Consider the following 17,874-nt stretch of genomic DNA (forward strand, 5'->3'; position numbering starts at 1 on the left):
AACTGGTCAAGGCCCGGACCGTACGCAGGATGGTCGACCTGCTCACCTCCCGGGTGAACGAGGCGGTGGCCGCAACGGTGCCGGCGCAGACCTCGGCCGCCCAACCGGCGCCGGCCCCGGCGTCGGCCAGGACATCGACCTGGACGCGTACGGCGTCGTCCCCGGCGATCCCCGCCGGCCCCGCGCCGCCCGCTGCGGTGACGGCTCCGGACAGACCGGTACCCGTGGACGCCGACGCGCGCGTGGGCGTCGCGCCGACCCGGATGCTTCCCAGGTTGGTTCCGCTCGCGGGCGCGGCGGTCAGACCGGCGACGGCGCTCGCGGGCGCCACCCTGGTGGTCACCGGCTCCGGTCCGGCGGCCGTACGGGTGGTCGAGTTGCTGCGCCGGCACGGCGCGACCGTCCGCACCGGTACGGCCGTCGAGCCCGGCACCGTCGACGGCGTGGACGGACTGGTCCTGCTCGACGGGTTGACGGGTGGGCAGCCCCCGCTGCTGCCGGGCGTCTTCGGGCTCGTCAAGCGGGTTCTGGCCGGCGGGCCGCGCTGGATGCTGGCGGTCGCCGACCCGAGCACCGGGGCGTACGCCGACGGGCTCGGCGGCCTGTTCCGCACCATCGCCCGGGAGTGTCCGTCGACCGTCTCCCGGCTGGTCGTCGTCGATGCCGCGCAACCCGTGGAGCGGGTCGCCCAGCAGGTCGTCGACGAACTGCTCGTTGACGACGACGCGGTGGTGGTGCACCGGGTCGGGGGCGAGCGGTGCGGATGGGAGCTGACGCCGGTCGGCCTCGGGGCGCTGGCGGCCGGCGGTGCCGGACCGGCCGGCGACGGCGCGGCAGAGGCCCGGGCGGTCGGCCTGGACCGTGACTCGGTGGTGGTGCTGGTCGGCGGCGCACGGGGCATCACCTCCTGGTTCGCCCGTACCCTCGCCGCAGCCGCCGGGTGCCGCATCGAGTTGGTCGGCCGCACTCCGCTGCCGGCGGGCCCGGAGGATCCGGTGTTGGCGGCGGCCACCGACCCGGCGGCGCTGCGGGCGGCGCTCGCCCGCCAGCGGATCGGCTCCGCGGCGACGATCGGCCGTACGGCGGCGGCGATCCTGGCGGGCCGGGAGGTCCGGGCCACCCTGCGGGAACTGTCGGAACTGGGCGCCGAGGCGCACTACCACACCCTCGACGTACGCGACCCGGAGGCGACCAGGCGGTTGCTCGCCGCGATCCACGGCCAGTACGGCCGCATCGACGGACTGGTGTACGGCGCCGGGACGATCGAGGACAAGCTGATCGCCGAGAAGGATCCGGAGTCGTTCAGCCGCGTCTTCGACACGAAGGTGGGGGGTGCGCAGGCGGTGCTGTCCGCGCTGGACAGCCTCGGCGGCCGGCCGAGCTTCGTGGTGCTGTTCGGCAGCATCGCGGCGGCGTACGGCAGCCGGGGGCAGGGCGACTACGCCGCCGCCAACGACGCACTGGCGGCGATCGGCAGCCGGTGGGCGGCCCGTACCGGCAACCGCTGCCTGACGGTGCACTGGGGGCCGTGGGCGCCGTCCGAGGGCCACGGCGGCATGGTCAGCGCGGAGCTGGGCCGGGAGTACGCCCGTCGCGGCATCGGGCTGATCGATCCCGAGGAGGGCGCGCTGAGTCTGCTGGCCGAGTTGGCCTGGGGCGACCCCGCCGTCACCTCCGTCGTCCACACCGCGTCGGGCTGGTGAGCAGCATGGCCGGCGCCCAGGTCGGGATCGTGGGGATGGCGGCGTTGATGCCGGGCGCGGGTGACCTGGACACCTACTGGCGCAACCTGGTCGACGGGGTGGACGCGGTCACCGAGGTGCCGCCGCACCGGTGGGATCCGGAGTTCTTCGACCCGGCGCAGGCGCACCGGCCCGACCGGCTGTACTGCCGCCGGGGCGGCTTCGTCGACGACCTGGCCGTCTTCGACCCGCTCAGGTTCGGCATCATGCCGGCGTCCATCGCCGACATCGAACCGGACCAGCTCATCGCGCTACAGGTGGCCGCGGCGGCCATCGACGACGCGGGCGGTGCCGACCGGCTGCCGGACGGCGACCGGATCGGCGTGATCATCGGCCGGGGTGGCATCCTCAGCCCCGCCCAGGCCCGGTACGCCCAGCGGGTGCGGATGTCCAGCCAGGTGATCCAGGTACTCCGGGAACTGATCCCGGACCTGCCGGAGAGCCGGCTCGACGCGGTACGGGCGAAGTTCGACGAGCGGCTCGGCGAACACCGGCCGGAGGGGACCATCGGACTGGTGCCGAACCTGGCCGCCTGTCGGGTGGCCAACCGGCTCAACCTGCGCGGTCCCGCGTACACGGTGGACGCCGCCTGCGCCTCGTCGCTGATCGCCGTGGACCAGGCGATCACCGAGCTGAACAGCGGCCGGCTCGACGCGGTCCTCGCCGGTGGTGTGCACCACGTGCACGACATCAGCTTCTGGTCGGTGTTCAGCCAGCTCGGCGCGATCTCCCGACGGGGCGAGATCCGGCCGTTCGACAGCACGGCGGACGGGTTGCTCATCGGTGAGGGCACCGGAATCGTCGTACTCAAGCGGATGGCCGACGCGCTGCGCGACGGCGACCGGATCTACGCGACGATCCGCGGTATCGGGGTGTCCAGCGACGGGCGTGCCGCGAGCATGGTCAACCCGGCCAGCGCCGGTCAGGCGTTGGCCATCCGGCGGGCCTGGACAGCGGCGGGGCTGGACCCGACCGCCCCGGACGCGCTGGGTCTGCTGGAGGCGCACGGCACCGCCACGCCGACCGGCGACGTCGCCGAACTCACCACCATCATCGAGACGTTCGGCCCGCACCGGGGCGGGCCGCGACCGGTGATCGGCTCGGTGAAGTCGATGATCGGTCACACTATGCCGGCGGCCGGCATCGCCGGGCTGATCAAGGCGGCCCTGGCCGTGCACCGTGGCGTGCTGCTGCCGACGCTGCACTGCGACGATCCCCGGCCGGAGCTGGCGCGCGCCAGGTTCACCCCGATCACGGCCGCCGAGCCGTGGGAGGGCGACCGGCCACGCCGGGCCGGCGTCAACGCGTTCGGCTTCGGCGGCATCAACGCCCACGTCATCCTCGAGGAGGTGCCGGCGGCGGCCGGTCCGGGCGGTACGGGCGCGGCCGGGCCGGTGACCGCAGCCGTGCCGGCGCCGCAGCAGGCCGTCCGGGCCACCGCGCCGGTCAGCGTCGCGCAGCCGGACGAGGTGCTCTGGCTGGCCGCCGCCGACCCGACCGCGCTGGCCCGCCTGCTCGACACCGACGACCACGCGGTACGCGCCCTCGGCGCCGGCCGGGGCCGTCCCGCCGGCTCTGCCGTCGGCGCCCGCTCTCCCGGACCGGACGAACGCTGCCGGCTCGGCATCGTCAACCCCGACACCAGGCGACTCGGTACCGCCCGACGCGCCGTCGCCAAGGGGCAGCCCTGGCGTGGCGCCCGGGACATCTGGTTCAGCCCCGACCCGCTGCTCGCCGGGGAGTCCCCCGGCCAGCTCGCCTTCGTGTACCCGGGACTGGAGGCGGAACTCGACCCGCGTACCTCGGACGTCGCGGCGCACTTCGACCTGCCCGACCGGCAGTGGTCCGCCCGCGACCTCGGTCGGCACGGCGCCGGGGTGATCGAGGTCGGCAAGCTGCTCGACACCGCCCTGCACCGCATCGGGATCACCCCGGACGCGGTCGCCGGGTACAGCATCGGTGAGTGGACCGCCGCGGCCACCACCGGGCAGATCAGTTCGGCGTCCATGGACGAATTCCTCGCCGTGTTCAACTCGGCGTCGGCCGAGGTGCCCGGCCGCGCGTTTGCCGTCATCGGCGCGGCTGCGGAACAGGTCACCCTGCGGCTCGCCCGGTATCCGGGGGTGGTGCTCTCGCACGACAACGCGCCTGCCCAGTGCGTCGTCAACGGACCCGAGAGCGAGGTCGAATCCGTGGTGGCGGCACTGCGCCGGGAGGGCATCTTCTGCCAGAAGCTGCCCTTCCACTCCGCCTTCCACACCCCGATGTCCGCCCCCGGGTTGGAGTCGATCGGCGTCGCCCTACGCCGCTGGCAGGTCCGTCCGACCCGGGTACCCGTCTGGTCCACCACCATCAGGGCACCGTTCCCGACCGAGCCGGCCCGGGTGCTGGAGATCGTCGTACGACACATGCTCGAACCGGTCTGGTTCCGGCAGACCATCCAGGCCATGTACGACGCCGGCTTCCGGGTGTTCTTGCAGGTCGGCGCCGGGCAGCTCGCCTCGGTCATCGCCGAGAATCTGCGCGGCCGTGACCACCTCGCCATGCCGGTCAACGTCGCCCACCGCAGCGGGCTGGACCAACTGCGCCGGGTCGCCACCGCGCTGTGGGTCGAGGGCGCCGCACCGGACCTGCACGTGCTCGACCCGGCGATCCCGAAGCAGACCCGGTCCGGGGCGCCGGTCGCGGCCAAACCCGCCCGTCGCGGCCCGACGATGCGGCTCGACCTCGGTGGCCCGCTCGTTCGCCTCGGTGAGGGAGCCGAGGAACTGCTCGGCGTATCCGTGCACGGCGGTCCGGCGGACATCCCGGACGGCACCGACAGGTCGCCGACTTCCGTGCCAGCACAGGATGCTGTGGCCCCGCCGAGGTCGCCGGCACTGGCCACGTTGGACACTCTTGCCGAGCACTCCAGCGCTGCCGCAGAACTCGCCTCGCTGCTGTCCGACGCCACCACGGAGGCGGCGACCACCGACGCCGGCAGCACGCCACAGCCACCGCCACAGCCACCGCCACCGCCACCGCCGCAGGTGCCGCAGGTGCCGCAGGTGCACCGTACGGTTCTGCGGGTCGCCCTCGACACGATGCCGTACCTGCGCGACCACTGCTTCTTCATGCAGCCCGACGACTGGCCCGACCCGGCGGACCGGTGGCCCGTGGTGCCGGCCACCACCGTCGTACAGCACATGATCGACGCGGCCGAGCAGGCCGCTCCGGGCATGCGGGTGGTCGGCGTGCGGGACGCCCGGTTCAACCGTTGGTTGATCGCCGCGCCGCCGCAGGACGTCGAGATCACCGTACGGCCGGTCGACCCCGGCCGGCTCGCCGTGACTTTCGGCGGCTACGCCCGGGCGACGATCGAGGTGGCACCGGACTACCCGGCCGACCCTCCGGCGGTCTGGCGGCACGACCCGGCCACCGAACGGCCGCCACGCATCGGCGCCGAGCAGATGTACGCCGAACGCCTGATGTTCCACGGCCCGCTGTTCCACGGCGTGACGACTGTGCACGCCCTCGGTGACACGCACGTCCGAGGCGTGGTGACCGCCCCGGTACCGCCCGGCGCGCTGCTCGACAACGCACTTCAGTTGATCGGCAACTGGCTCATCACCACGCAACCGTCGCGGACCGTGGCGCTGCCGGTGGAACTCGGACACGTACGGTTTTTCGGGCCGCCGCCCGCGACCGGTACGGCGTTCGAATGTGTCGCCCGGGTACGCGCGATCGACGACGCGCGCCTCGTCGCCGACACCCAGCTCTCCGTCGACGGCCGGGTGTGGGCACAGGTCGACGGCTGTGTCGACCGGCGGTTCGACAGCCATCGCACCGCCCGGCTGGCGGAGCGGTTCCCGGAGCGCCATCCGATGTCGCTGCGGCAGCCGGAGGGCTGGACGATGGCCTTCGACTGCTGGACGGACCTGGTCACCCGTGGCCTGGCCGCTCGCGGCATCCTCGGCGCCAGCGGCTATGCCGACTACGAGCGGCAGCCACCCAGGGTGCGCGGGCAGTGGCTGCTCGGCCGGATCGCGGTCAAGGACGCCGTCCGCTTCCGGTTGTGGGAGGACGGCCACACCGACATCTACCCGATCGAGCTGACCGTCACGAACGAGCCGAACGGGAGACCCCGGGTGCACCCGGGATCCGGCCGCGCCTTCCGTGACTGTGACGTCTCGCTCGCGCACGCCGCCCAGATCGGAGTGGCGATCGCCAAGCCCCGCGCGCCGGGCGCCGCACCCGACGCCCCCGGCGTCGGCATCGACGTCACCGAGATCGCGGACGATCCGGAGAGCACAGTCGGGTCGATGCTGTCCGGACCGGAACGGCGGTTGCTCGACTCGGTCGCCGCCACCGAGGACCGGCGCCTGTGGTTCGCCCGCTTCCGGGTCGCCAAGGAGGCCGCCGCCAAGGCAGAGGGCACCGGCCTGGCCGGCGACCCGCAACGGTTCGCGGTGGTGGCCGCCACCCCGACCGCGCTGACCGTCACGGTCGGCGACCGCGTCTACCAGGTCGCCCATCGAGAGGTGTCCAACCCCGAGAACCCGTCCACCCGGTACGTCGTCGGCTGGACGTGGGGACCGGAGGACGGCCACCGGACGGGCTGCCCGTAGCGGTACTTCGATCACGAGAAGGGACAACACATGCAGGTGAACGAGGCGAGCATTCTCGCCGACATTACCGAGATGCTGCAGGCGATCCTGGGCGACGACGCAGTCGACGGCGAGATCACCATGGCGACCAGGTTCCAGGACGACCTGGCGATGGAGAGCATCGACGTCATCTCCCTCGCCGGCCGCCTACAGGTCCGGTACGGCGACCGGGTCAACTTCGCCCAGCTCATCGCTGGCTTCGACCTGGAGTCGGTACGACAACTGCGGGTCGGCCAACTCGTTGAACACATCGTCGCGGCACTCGACGGGGCCGACGCCAGCCCCGGCAAGGCAGGAACGCCGGCATGAGTGGTTCCTGCGAGTGCCTCGTCAGGTTCAGGGCGAACGGGTCTGGTGACGCGGTGGAGCGAAGCGGAGCGCCGGGATGAGCATGGTCCGGGCCAACGGCCTGTCCCTGCACGTGGAGCAGCTCGCCCCACCGGACGCGGTGGCCGGCACGGTCTCCGGGGTGCACGGTGCCGCCCCGACCGCCGTGCTGATCCACGGCATGGCCCTGGACACCCTGGCAAGCTGGTACCTCACCCTGGCGCACCCGCTCGCCGCCACCGGCCTCCGCGTGATCATGTACGACCTCCGTGGGCACGGGCACAGCGAACGTCCGCCGGAGGGGTACACGCTCGACGACTTCGTCGACGACCTGGCGGCGCTGCTGGCGGCGCTCGACGTCACCGGCCCGGTTCACCTGCTCGGCAACTCCTTCGGCGGCACGATCGCGTTCGGCTACGCGACGCGGTACCCGGAGCGGGTCGCCGCCATCGTCGCCGTCGAATCCTCCCCGCCCATCGCGGCGTGGTTCGAACGGGTGGTGCAACAGCTACACGGCGCCGCCACGTACCTGCCGCGCGAGGACGCGCTGACCGAGATCAGAGCCGAACGGGGGGAGTGGGCCAGCCGGCGGGCGAGGTTGGCCCGTGAGGTGCTCGCCGCCACCAGCCTCGCGCGCGACCTGCCGACCAGTCGGCTGCCGTCCGAGGAGCGGATCGCCGCGATCCGGTGTCCGGTGCTCTGGGTGTACGGCGGCGATTCGGCCGTGGTCGAGCTGGCTCCGGACGTACGACGGCTGCTGCCGGAAGCGCGGATCGTCACCGTGTCCGGCCAGAAACACACCCTGCTGGTCGACCAGCCGAGCACCGTACGCGACATCGTCCTCTCCTGGCTGCGTCAGGAGTGTGGGGTCCATCCCCGGCGCCCGGACACCGCACGGCTCGGCGGGCGCGACGGCCAGGATCAGCGGTCCGCGCCCGAGACCATCCACTGATCCGCACAGTTCAGGGAGGACGTCCGATGGAGTCACCGGTTCCGGCGCAGGCGATCATCATCAGTACCGGCCGGTGCGGGTCGACGCTGCTCTCCGATCTGATCGCCGAGCAGTCCGACACCCTCTCGGTCCAGGAGTTCTTCATGGCGGTGGAGCCCTGGACCGACGCCGGGGACGAGCTCAGCGGCGCCGCGTACTGGTCGAGGTTGGACAGTCCTCGGCCGGAACTGACCACCCTCTTCCGGATCGGTCTGGCACCGGTCGAGGTGTGCTACCCGGAGGACGGCCGGTGGGCGGGTAACCTCACCGCGTTGCCCCGGATCCTCGCGACCACGTTGCCGAAGATCTCGTCCGAACCCGACCACCTGTACGACACACTCGCCGAACTGGTGCCGGGGTTTCCGGACCAGTCGGTGGCCCGGCACCACCGGATGTTCCTGGACATGCTCACCACGCTCACCCAGCGGCGGTCTTGGGTGGAGCGTTCCGGTGGCTCCAGCCACGTGGCGTCGTACCTGCTGAAGACCTTCCCCACCGCGAAGATCGTCTACCTGACCCGTGACTGGGCGGACACCGCCCGGTCGATGAGCCGGCACCCGTCCTTCCAGTGCCTCCAGCTCAGGATGGAGTCGCTCGGCCGGTACGGGATCGATCCGTTCCAGGTCGCCGCCGGCGAGTCCGTGCCGCCGGAACTGGAGCGCTACCTGCCCGACCGCCTGACGGCGCAGACGCTCCGCGAGCGCGGCCGGGACGTCGAGCGTTACCGGGGCCTGTGTGCGTTCCTCGCCAGCGAGGCCGAGCAGGCCATCGCCGACGCCCGACCGCAGGAACTGCTGACGATGACGTACGAGGCTCTCGTCGACGATCCGCTGGCGCAGCTCGGGCGGCTGGGGCGGTTCCTGGGCTTCGACGACTGGGAGACCTGGGCGCAACGGGTGGTCGGGGCGGTCGCGGCAGCACCCCGCAGGCACGAGGCGGCGACCTCCGCCTGACGGCAGCCCGCAGCCCCTTGGAGAACAGCTTGGCGCCGCTGTGAGCCACGGTCGGCTGGACACTGAGCCAATATGGTGCCACCATGACGTCATGGATCTGGGGTCGTACGTCGAGAGCCTGCGCAACCAGTTCGCGCTCGCCGCCGAGGGAGCCGATCCAGAGGGCAGGGCGCTGGCGGAGCGGCTCTTCACACAGTTGGAGGCGGCAACCCGCCTCACCCTGCTCGACGCGTTGTCCGACGCGGCCGACGAGATCACCCGCGAACTCGCCCCGGGCTCGGTGCAGGTACGACTCCGTGGGCGTGAGCCGTCCTTCGTCCTGACCCTGGCGACCCCACAGCTCGACGACCGGGACGAGGAACCACCGCCGGCCCCGCCGGCCCCGTCGGTCCTGCCGTCGGCGGAGGGCGAGGACGGCGGCACCTCGCGGATCAACCTGCGGCTTCCCGACCGGCTGAAGGCCAGCGTCGAAGAGGCCGCCGGCCGGGCCGGACTGTCGGTGAACGCCTGGCTCGTCCGAGCCGCCGCCAGCGCGGTCGAGGCCGGTGATCCTGACCGCCGCCCGGCACGGCGGGCCGAACCACGGTCGGGCCAGCGCTACACCGGTTGGGCCCGTTAACCACTCCCACTGTTCCGTTACCGAACGACCTGCCGTGCGCCGGCAGAACATGTCGACCACATTCCGGGAGACCGCCATGCCTGTGTTCGCCACCCCAGAACCCATCTCCGTCCAGGTCGACCTCCCTGTCGGCGACGCGTGGATCACCGCGACCGACCGCGCCGACACCGTCGTCGAGGTACGGCCCCGTGACGCGTCGAGCCGGGCCGACGTCGCCGCCGCCGAGCAGACCACGGTCGAGTACGCCGCCGGTCGGTTGACGATCAGCGCCCCGAAGAACTGGCGGCGCTTCGGCCTCTTCGGCACCGGGCCCTCGCTCGACCTCGTGGTGCACGTGCCGAGCGGGTCGAGTGTGCAGGCCGAGGCGTCGTGGGCGGCGTTCCGCTGCGAGGGACGGCTCGGTGAGTGCCGGCTCAAGACCGGCGGCGCGGTCCGGCTCGACCACACCGGGAAGCTCGACGTCGAGAGCAGTCACGGCGAGGTGGTGGTGGAGCGCGTCGCCGGCTCGGCGCGGGTCACCGCCTCGTCCGGGAAGGTACGGATCGGCGAGGTCGACGGGACGACCGAGGTCAAGAACTCGTCCGGTGACTGCTGGATCGGACGAAGCGGCGGAGAGGTCCGGGTGAAGACCGCGTACGGCGACATCACCGTCGACCGGGCACTCGCCTCGGTGACGGCGCGGACCGCCTACGGCAGCGTCCGGGTCGGCGAGATGGTCTCCGGCGTGGTGGACGTGGAGACGTCGTACGGCGGCATCGAGGTCGGCGTTCCCCGGGGTACGGCCGCCTGGCTCGACGTCAGGTCCCGGCGCGGCCGGGTGCACAACGCGCTCGACACGACCGCCAAGCCCGAAGGCGACGACGAGACGGTCGAGGTGCACGCCACCAGCAGTTGGGGAGACATCATGATCCGCCGCGCCTGACCGGCCCGGGTCGGCGAAGACTCGCTGCGTCCGGTCGTCGGACGTCCCAGTCGCAGCCGAACGGCTCGGGCCGAGGGCCGGGCATCGACCGAAGGTTCGGGCTCAGGTCAGGGATGAGCCGAACGGCTCGGGCATCGGCCGGAGGTTCGGGTTCAGGTCGGGATGAGCCGAACGGGTCGGGCATCGGCCGAACGGCTCGGTATCCGGGCCGGAAACGCGGCAGCGACAACCGGGCGGAAAGCCTTAGGGTTTCCTGCCGCTGTCGTCCCACGGGGGACCGCCGCTCGTCCGGCCAGCACGGCACCGACCGCAGCCAGGAGCCTTTCTTGTCGTCACATGATCTCGGCCGAATCCTCGTGCTGGCCACGGCCTCCGCCGTCGCCACGACTGCGGTACTGGTCGGGCCGGCCACCACCGGTGCCGAGGCCGCCGTGCCGGAGCCGGTGGTGTTGTCCGCCAGCAACGGCAGCAACAGCGTCCGGTTCGACTCCGGCAGCGTGTTGACCGCCGCCGAGCCGATCACGGACCTCGCCTGGGCACCCGACGGCAGTGAGGCCGTCTACGTCGACGCCGGCCACCAGGTCAAGCGGTTCCGCTACGACGCGCCGAGGACATCGGTCGCGGTACCGCCGGCCGACCCGGGCGGCGAGTACGCCTCGCCGGGCTACTGGGAGGTCGGCCTGGGTCTGATCATGGCGGTCCGGGAGTCGGCCGCGAAGCCGTGGCAGATCGCCGTGACCCGCAACCCGACCAAGGAAGCGGCCTGGAACCAGCCGTGGGCACACTCGCCCGGCGACGGCCGGCACTACCTGAATCCGGACGCGACCGGCATCGGCTGGGGCTTCGTCTTCCAGGTCCAGCCGAACGACGCCGGCAAGCTCGTCGGGCAGCCGTCGGTGGGAGTGTGGGACCTCGCGGCCGGCTACCGGGACATCGTCGCCGACGCCGCCAACCCGGCGATCTCGCCGGACGGCAGCCGGGTGGCGTTCGTCCGCTCCGACGGCAGCCACCAGCAGATCTTCGTCTGTGACCTGCGCGGCGGCAACCTGGTCCAGGTGACCTCGAATCCGGTGGACCACGACGATCCGGTCTGGGCACCGACCGGGGACCAGCTCGCCTTCAGCGAGGGCACCGGGGTGGCGACCGCCCGGCCGGACGGCGGCGGGCACCGGATGGTGCCGGGCCTGACCGGGGTGCCGGCGTACCAGCCGCAGCGCAAGGAGAGCGTGGTCCGGCTGGCCGGAGCGGACCGGATCGGTACGGCCGTCGCCGCCTCCCGGGCCCACTGGAGCGGTGCCGACGACTCGTCGGCGCCGGCTACCCGGGCCGAGACGGTGGTGCTGGCCAGGTCGGACATGTTCGCCGACGCGCTCGGCGGCACGGTGCTGGCCGCCGCCAAGCAGGGGCCACTGCTGCTGACCTCGCCGCACACCCTGGACCCGGCCACCAGGGCCGAGTTGACGCGGGTCCTCGCCCCCGGCCGAACGGTGTACCTGCTGGGCAGTACCGGAGCCATCGACGCCACCGTGGCGGCGGCGGTGCAGAGCGCCGGCTACCGGGTGCAGCGGCTCTACGGGCCGGACCGGTACGCCACGGCGGTGGCGATCGCCGATGAGATCGACCCGACCCCGGGGAACATCTTCGCCGCGACCGGGGCCGACTTCCCCGACGCCCTCGCCGCCGGCGCGGTGGCGGGCGCCTACAACCAGCCTGCCACCCAGGGCGGCGAGGGAACCGTGCTGGTACTCACCAACGAAGCCGTGCTGCCGGCCGCCACCCGCGACTACCTCGACGCCAAGGGCCTGAGCCGCTGGGGGCTGCACACGATCGGCCGGCAGGCCAGCCTGGCGATGCTGGCGTACGCCCCTCGACAGACCTTCGGAGCCGATCGCTACGAGACGGCGCAGCAGGTCGCGCACCGCTACTTCGACGGCATCGACATCACCGGCAGCAGTCAGGCCGTCGGGCTGGCCACCGGCACGAACTGGCCGGACGCGCTGGCCGGCGCCGCCCTGCTCGGCAGCCTCCGGGCGCCGCTCCTGCTCACCCCGGGCAACGCGTCGACGCTCGCGATCGCGACGCAGGACTACCTGGACACGTACCGGGCGGCGCTCGCCACCGGCTACGTCTTCGGGTCGGCGGCGGTCGTCACGCCCGCCCTCGCCCAGCAGTTCGGCAACCGGATCAGCGGCCCCGGCGGCCACCTGCTCGTCGACGCCCCGACCAGCGGAGCGGCGCGCGTGACGAACCCGACGCCGGCCGGGGCGAGCGCGGTGCCGACCGGACAGCCCCGGTCAATCACTCCGATGTAGACGACGCCCGTCTGCCCTGGATGTGGATCAGCGCCCGGTCGGCGCCACGGTGGGCGAACCCCACGGACCCGGGTCCGCCCACCGCGCGGTCGTCGCGGACGCGGCGTCGCTCAGCCGGTCGCGGCCCGATCGGGTACGCCGGCCGGCGCCGCCGGAGTCTCGTCCGCCGAGTTCGCCACTCCTGACGCCGTCGCCGGATCTCCGGCGGGTGCGAAGATCACCCGGGACCGCAGTCGCCGGAACCCGGTCCGTTCCAGTTCGGCCAGTACCCGCACCCGGTGGGCGTCGACGTCGGCGACCACCTCCCGGGCACCGCCGTCGGCCAGTACCCGGACCGCCTCGGCGAGCAGGTCACCCCGGACGGCGTCCTCGACCAGGCCGAGATAGGCGAGCAGCGGATAGCAGGCGTCCCCGGCCGTACCCGCCAGGCCGACCGGCTGCCCGGCACGCAGCGCGATCCGCCAGTCGTCGGGCGGCCCGGTCAGCCAGGCCAGCGGATCGGTGGACAGGTCCACCCCGGCAGCCGCCAGGGCCATCTCCCGGCCGGTCAGCACGTCCGGCTCGGCGATCCGGGCGACCAGGGCGTTGATCTCCGCCGTGTCGGCGGCGGGTCGGAACGTGTACCGACCGGACGGCGTCGGCAGCGGCGTACCCGTCCAGGAACAGCGCAGCCGCTCCCCCTGCTCGACCAGTCCGGCCAGCCTGGCCGCCGCCATCGGCGCCTCGACCACCGCCAGCACCTCGGGCCGGCGTCGCCAGTACGCCGGCAGGGCAGCGTAGTAGACCAGCGGACCGCCGAACGCCTCGTGTGCGGCGCGCAGCAGCGCGGCACCCACCGCCGGCTCGGCGGCCAGGTCGAACCGTTCCAGCCACGGGGCACCGACGGCACCCGGTGGCAGTACCCAGGCCGCCCGGCCGACCACCCGGCCGGCGCGCAACGCCACCCAGGTGTGCTCGGGCCGGTAACCGCCGCCGGCCAGCCCTTCGGCGTAGCCGACCTGACGCAGTTGGGGCAGCGGATCGGGCATGGAGTCGAACAGACTTTCCTCGCCCGCGACGAGCGGGCGGATGACCAGACCAGTCATGGCGTGATCAGTCATGGCGTGACCCTCCGGAGAGCGGGCGCCCCGGATCAGATCCGCGTGTACGCCGGGGCGCGGAGGGGGCGCAGAACATCGGACATCGTTCTGACCTCCCCTCGGCTCGTCGGCGTACCGGGGAACGTACGCACCCGGCCCGCCCGCCGCAACGCGATTTCCGTATGTTCAACGGCAGCGGCGGCGGTTCCGTGGTTCAGTGGTTCAGCGGGGGCGGGTGGTCGGTGCCGAGGTCGCCGACGGCGTCTGCGTAGTAGGTGCTGCCGAGGTGGAAGGCGAGCTGCCGCAGCGTCCACGCGTCGCCTTCGACCCGGTCGAGCCGCTCGTCGTCGAGGCTGCGCAGGCGTACCGACCAGATCTGCGCCAGCCGGGTCAGCCGGCTCCGGGCCTCGTCCAGGTCTTCCCGGGTGAACGGCGCCAGGTCGGCCGAGGTGGTGATCGCCGAGGCGTGCCAGTGGTCGGGAAGCGGGCTCTGTCCGGCGAGTCGGGCCTCCAGTTCGGCGAGATGATCGACGAGATGGTCCGAGAGGCGCCGGATCGCCTTGTGCGGGGTGTAGATCCGATCCTGGACCTGTCGGAGCGTGCCGTCCCAGTTGGTCCAGGTCTCGGCGAGCCGCAGCGCGTACGCGACGGACTGCTCGATCACCCGTGCCGGGTCGCGGTCGTCGGTGGCGGGGACGTCGTCGTCGCTCATCTCTCGGTATCCCTTACTCGGTGGAAGGCGGGCTGCCGGCCACGCTAGACCCGAGTCGGTTCGCCGCCGGCCGAACCGTCCGCCGGAGATCGACCCCGGCAGGTCGGGTGGCGGCTGCCGATGGATTGGCTCTGGCGGTACGGGGAATCCGGGATCGTCGGCAATTCGGGGAGGTGGGCACGATGGGGCGTGGGATCACCAGCAACGACGGTGCTGCGGGACGGCTCAGGTCGATCCGGAACCGTACGAAGCGGCGGCGGATCCGGTTCGCCCGTAGGGCCGAGGAGTTGGCTGCCCAACTTGGCGTGCTGATGGGCAGGAAAGCCGTCAAGGCGGGACGTAAGCGACCACGGAAGACCGAACGCGGCGGTAAGCACGTGACGCGAAGCGTGAGTGCGCAGACCCGCAGCGTCAAGGCGACCAGGGTCAGTACCCGCCAGGGCCGCAAGATCGGCCTCGGTCGAAAACGGATCCGCCCAGCCTGAGCCGTACCCGGCCCGGCCCGGGTTGCACGTCGTGCCGGGCCGGGCCGTGGACTACTTCCTACGTCGGAAGCGCAGCACCTCGCGCATCAGCAGCACCCCCACCAGCGTCGGTAGCAGTGCGATCGCGCCGAACCCGTAGCCGATCCATTCCAACCAGGGTCGCGGTGCCACGTCGGCACGCGCCAACTGCCGGCTGCTGCGGTCGTACCCCAGGTCGCCGACGTGGACAGCGTTGCCGATGTCGGCCGAGTCGAACACCACGCTGATCGTCATCCGCTCGACCTCGCTCCCCTCCCAGACGACCTCCACCTCACAGGTTTCGTAGTAGCCGAAGCCACGGTTGGTGACCGGGCCGCGCTCGACGCACGAGCTGACCGTGGCTTCGCCCTCGCGACGCGCGTCGGCCATGTCGTCCGCGGACAGCCGGCCCAGGGTGACGCCGACCCCGAGCAGCCCAGCCGCCAGCGCGAGCACCCCCAGGGTGAACAGGAACGATCGGAGGAATCCGGCCCTGCGCTGCACCACCTCGCCGTCGAGCGCCGGCACGTCGCGGTCACCGACGACGCCCTGACGGCCGAGTTCGCGCCGCTGCTCCTCGATCTCGGCGAGCCGCCTGGCGATCCGGTCGTCCTGCGCTGCCACAGACGGCTATCTCCGCCTGCGGAAGCGCAGCACCTCACGCAGCAGCAGCACGCCCACGAAGCCGGGCAGCAGCGCGATGACGCCGATGCCGTACCCGATCCACAGCAGCCAGGGACGTGCCTCGACGTCGGCGCGGGCCAGTACCCGGGTGGTGCGGTCCCGGCCCAGGTCACCGACGCGCACCGTGGTGCCGGTGTCGGACGAGTCGAAGAGGACCCCGGCGGTCACCTCTTCGACTTGGCCGTCGTCCCAGGTGATGTCGACCTCGCACGACTCCCAGTAGCCGAAGCCGCGGTTGCTGATCGGTCCGTGCTCCACGCAGCGGCCGACGGTCGCCTCACCGGTACGCCGGGCGTCAGCCATGTCCTTGCCGGCCAGCCTGCTCAGCGTCACCGCGACGCCGATCAGGCTGGCCGCCAGGACGAGTACGCCGGTGAGGAACAGGAACGACCGGAGGCCATTGCTCCTGGGCCGCTGTACGACCGAGGCGCCGAGGTCCTGCGCCTCGGACTGCCGCTCGGCGTCCCGGCGGTCGAGTTCGCGTTGCTGCTCCCCGATCTCGGCGAGGCGCTTGGCGATCCGGTCGTCCTGCGGTTCCACGGGCTTGCCTCCGTCAGAGCGGCAGTTCGATTGGGGTGGGGCTCGGGTTGCCACCGCGTAGCGTATCGCCGGCCTGCCCACCGTTCTGCGAGCCGTTGGTCTGTCCCGCGCTGCGTGCGGTGTTCTGGACCACCTGGTCGACGGTGCCGTACACGGCGGTATGGCCCTGCCCGATCGTGTTGTACGCCCCCCGGAACCCGCTGAAGCCGCTTCCGCCGGCCTCGCCGATTGCCTGCAGGCGGAACGCCTCGAGGCGCAGCGTGTTGCGGCTGGCCTGGCCGATCTGCGCCAGGATGCTGTCGCACTTGCTGGTGAGGATGCCCATCTGCTTGATCGCCTGGAACAGGCGCTCCAGAAGGTCGAGGATCTTGCTGCTGGTCTTGCCCACCAGGATGGCGACCTCGGCCGCGACCTTGGGGATCAGCACCACGGTGAGCGCCTGGATCGCCTTGGAGATGCAGGCGCCGATCACCTCGGCGACGATGTCGCGGATGGTGTTGCGGATGACGCCGACCATGGCGCCGACGATGGTGGTCGCCTTGCTCATCGCGTCGGCGACCTTGCCCAGCGCCTGCACCGACTCGGCGTGCCCACGGGCACGCTGCCGGTAGGCGGCAGCCGCCTGCGAGGTCCACTCGGCGGTGCTCCGGTTGACCTCGGCGACGAAGAAGTCGGTGGCCTCGTAGATGCGCCGCTCGATGTTGTACCAGGTCTGGGCGTGCCCCTCGATCGCCTTCGGGTCGCCGGCCAGCTTGTCCAGCGGCTCCCGCAGGAAGCTGACGTGTTCCATCAGCCAGCCGACCCCGGCGGCGAAGACCGCCTGCAACGGGTCCATGATCGCGCCGATGGCGGAGAGTCCGGCGGCCACGGCGTTGCCCCCGACCCCCAGCCAGTTCTGGTTGGCGATGCCGTCGACCACGCCGCAGGCCGACTCGAAGATCCCGGCGCCCTCCCACGCCTTCGTCTCGCCCTCGGCGGCGATGAGCGAGGGCCGGGTGATAGCCGCGTCGGTGCTCATCGGCTCCCCGCCTCCTTGATCCGGGTCGCCGCCGCGCCGTCGGTGATGTCGACGTTGTCGGCCAGCGCGCGGAGCAGTTCCGCAAGGTGCATGGTCGCGTCGGCCCCGTTGCGGATCTCCGTCATCGCGTAGTCCTGCAACGGATCGATGATCGGCAGGAAGAGCGGGCTACAGAGGATGCCGTACACCTCGTCGTGCAGGTTGACGTACTCCGCACCGGCGGCGGCCTCCTGGCACATCCGGCCGGCCTCGTCCACCATCTGGGCGTGCTTGCGGACCTCGGCCGTCGACAGCCTGATGTCGCTCATCGGTGGTCACGCTCCTCGTCCTCAGGTGGCTCCGGGAACTGTTTCGTATAGGCGTTTCCGATGAACGAGGCCGTCTCCGAACTCGCCCCGTAGAGGCTGCTCACCACGTCGACCATCTGCTGTGCCATCTTCGCCTGGGCGCGGCGGCTGGTGTCCAGGATGATCGCGGCGAGTTCGTCCGCCGACAGTCGCATCGCCCGCTCGTCGAGCCGTAGCTCGGCCATGCCGCCCGACGAGTCGACGGTCACGACGGCCTCGCCGCCCCGCGACTCGACCGTCGCCCTGTTCTGTTCCATTCGCTGGCTCAGCTCGGTGGTGAGCGCCGTCTGCTGCTCCACCCGCCGCTGCCAGTCGATGAGCATGCCTTCCGGGTCCCCCGGCACAAGTCCTCCCTCGGTGGCTGACGCGGCCAGTTTAGACAACTTGCACGGATCGGAGATCCCATCAACATATCCAGATCAATCGTCCGGATGGAGATTGGTACCGGGCCGTCGGGGTGCGGCACGGCCGGCCGTGGA

At 72.1% G+C, this 17,874-nt stretch carries 15 protein-coding genes; 8 read left to right on the forward strand and 7 right to left on the reverse strand.

The features are described 5' to 3' along the window. The 8 genes from Pen02_RS20825 to Pen02_RS20860 form a co-directional block, all read left to right on the forward strand. The coding region (locus Pen02_RS20825) for an SDR family NAD(P)-dependent oxidoreductase (RefSeq protein WP_203867776.1) at positions 1–1,703 on the forward strand (1,703 nt) is incomplete at its 5' end. Positions 1,704–1,708: 5 nt separating this feature from the next. Then, on the forward strand, positions 1,709–6,349 hold the full coding sequence (locus Pen02_RS20830; protein WP_239141043.1) for a type I polyketide synthase: 4,641 nt from the start codon (positions 1,709–1,711) through the stop codon (positions 6,347–6,349). 30 nt (positions 6,350–6,379) lie between these two features. Beyond that, a complete protein-coding gene (locus Pen02_RS20835; protein WP_203867778.1) occupies positions 6,380–6,697 on the forward strand; it encodes an acyl carrier protein in 318 nt (105 codons plus the stop codon). Positions 6,698–6,773: 76 nt separating this feature from the next. Further along, on the forward strand, positions 6,774–7,667 hold the full coding sequence (locus Pen02_RS20840; RefSeq protein ID WP_203867779.1) for an alpha/beta fold hydrolase: 894 nt from the start codon (positions 6,774–6,776) through the stop codon (positions 7,665–7,667). 26 nt (positions 7,668–7,693) lie between these two features. Continuing rightward, positions 7,694–8,659, forward strand: a complete 966-nt coding sequence (locus tag Pen02_RS20845; RefSeq protein WP_203867780.1) for a sulfotransferase — start codon at positions 7,694–7,696, stop codon at positions 8,657–8,659. A 91-nt stretch (positions 8,660–8,750) separates the two neighbouring features. After that, on the forward strand, positions 8,751–9,278 hold the full coding sequence (locus Pen02_RS20850; protein WP_203867781.1) for a hypothetical protein: 528 nt from the start codon (positions 8,751–8,753) through the stop codon (positions 9,276–9,278). Between the two features lie 76 nt (positions 9,279–9,354). Next, entirely contained in the window at positions 9,355–10,200 is an 846-nt protein-coding gene (locus Pen02_RS20855) for a DUF4097 family beta strand repeat-containing protein (protein WP_203867782.1), read from the forward strand. Between the two features lie 326 nt (positions 10,201–10,526). Then, entirely contained in the window at positions 10,527–12,512 is a 1,986-nt protein-coding gene (locus tag Pen02_RS20860; RefSeq protein WP_203867783.1) for a cell wall-binding repeat-containing protein, read from the forward strand. A 110-nt stretch (positions 12,513–12,622) separates the two neighbouring features. Here Pen02_RS20860 and Pen02_RS20865 read toward each other — a convergent pair whose 3' ends face one another. From Pen02_RS20865 to Pen02_RS20895, 7 genes are all read right to left on the reverse strand, one after another. After that, positions 12,623–13,612 carry an acetyltransferase gene (locus tag Pen02_RS20865; RefSeq protein WP_239141037.1) on the reverse strand — a complete coding sequence of 330 codons (990 nt, stop codon included), beginning with the start codon at positions 13,610–13,612 and terminating at the stop codon, positions 12,623–12,625. Between the two features lie 193 nt (positions 13,613–13,805). Continuing rightward, positions 13,806–14,303, reverse strand: a complete 498-nt coding sequence (locus Pen02_RS20870; RefSeq protein ID WP_203867784.1) for a hypothetical protein — start codon at positions 14,301–14,303, stop codon at positions 13,806–13,808. A 536-nt stretch (positions 14,304–14,839) separates the two neighbouring features. Then, positions 14,840–15,430, reverse strand: coding sequence for a DUF6346 domain-containing protein (locus Pen02_RS20875; protein ID WP_203867785.1), 591 nt, complete (start codon positions 15,428–15,430; stop codon positions 14,840–14,842). A 6-nt stretch (positions 15,431–15,436) separates the two neighbouring features. Further along, the gene (locus Pen02_RS20880) at positions 15,437–16,030 is read right to left on the reverse strand and encodes a DUF6346 domain-containing protein (RefSeq protein WP_203867786.1); all 594 of its coding nucleotides are present in this window, start codon (positions 16,028–16,030) and stop codon (positions 15,437–15,439) included. A 13-nt stretch (positions 16,031–16,043) separates the two neighbouring features. Then, the gene (locus Pen02_RS20885; protein ID WP_203867787.1) at positions 16,044–17,048 is read right to left on the reverse strand and encodes a hypothetical protein; all 1,005 of its coding nucleotides are present in this window, start codon (positions 17,046–17,048) and stop codon (positions 16,044–16,046) included. Beyond that, positions 17,045–17,356, reverse strand: a complete 312-nt coding sequence (locus Pen02_RS20890; protein ID WP_203867788.1) for a type VII secretion target — start codon at positions 17,354–17,356, stop codon at positions 17,045–17,047. The genes Pen02_RS20885 and Pen02_RS20890 overlap by 4 nt, the downstream gene beginning before the upstream one ends. Beyond that, a complete protein-coding gene (locus tag Pen02_RS20895) occupies positions 17,353–17,739 on the reverse strand; it encodes a YbaB/EbfC family nucleoid-associated protein (protein WP_203867789.1) in 387 nt (128 codons plus the stop codon). Before Pen02_RS20895 ends, Pen02_RS20890 begins: the two co-directional genes overlap by 4 nt. Positions 17,740–17,874: the final 135 nt, after the last annotated feature.

The sequence above is a fragment of the Plantactinospora endophytica genome (assembly GCF_016862915.1).
GTDB lineage: Bacteria > Actinomycetota > Actinomycetes > Mycobacteriales > Micromonosporaceae > Plantactinospora > Plantactinospora endophytica.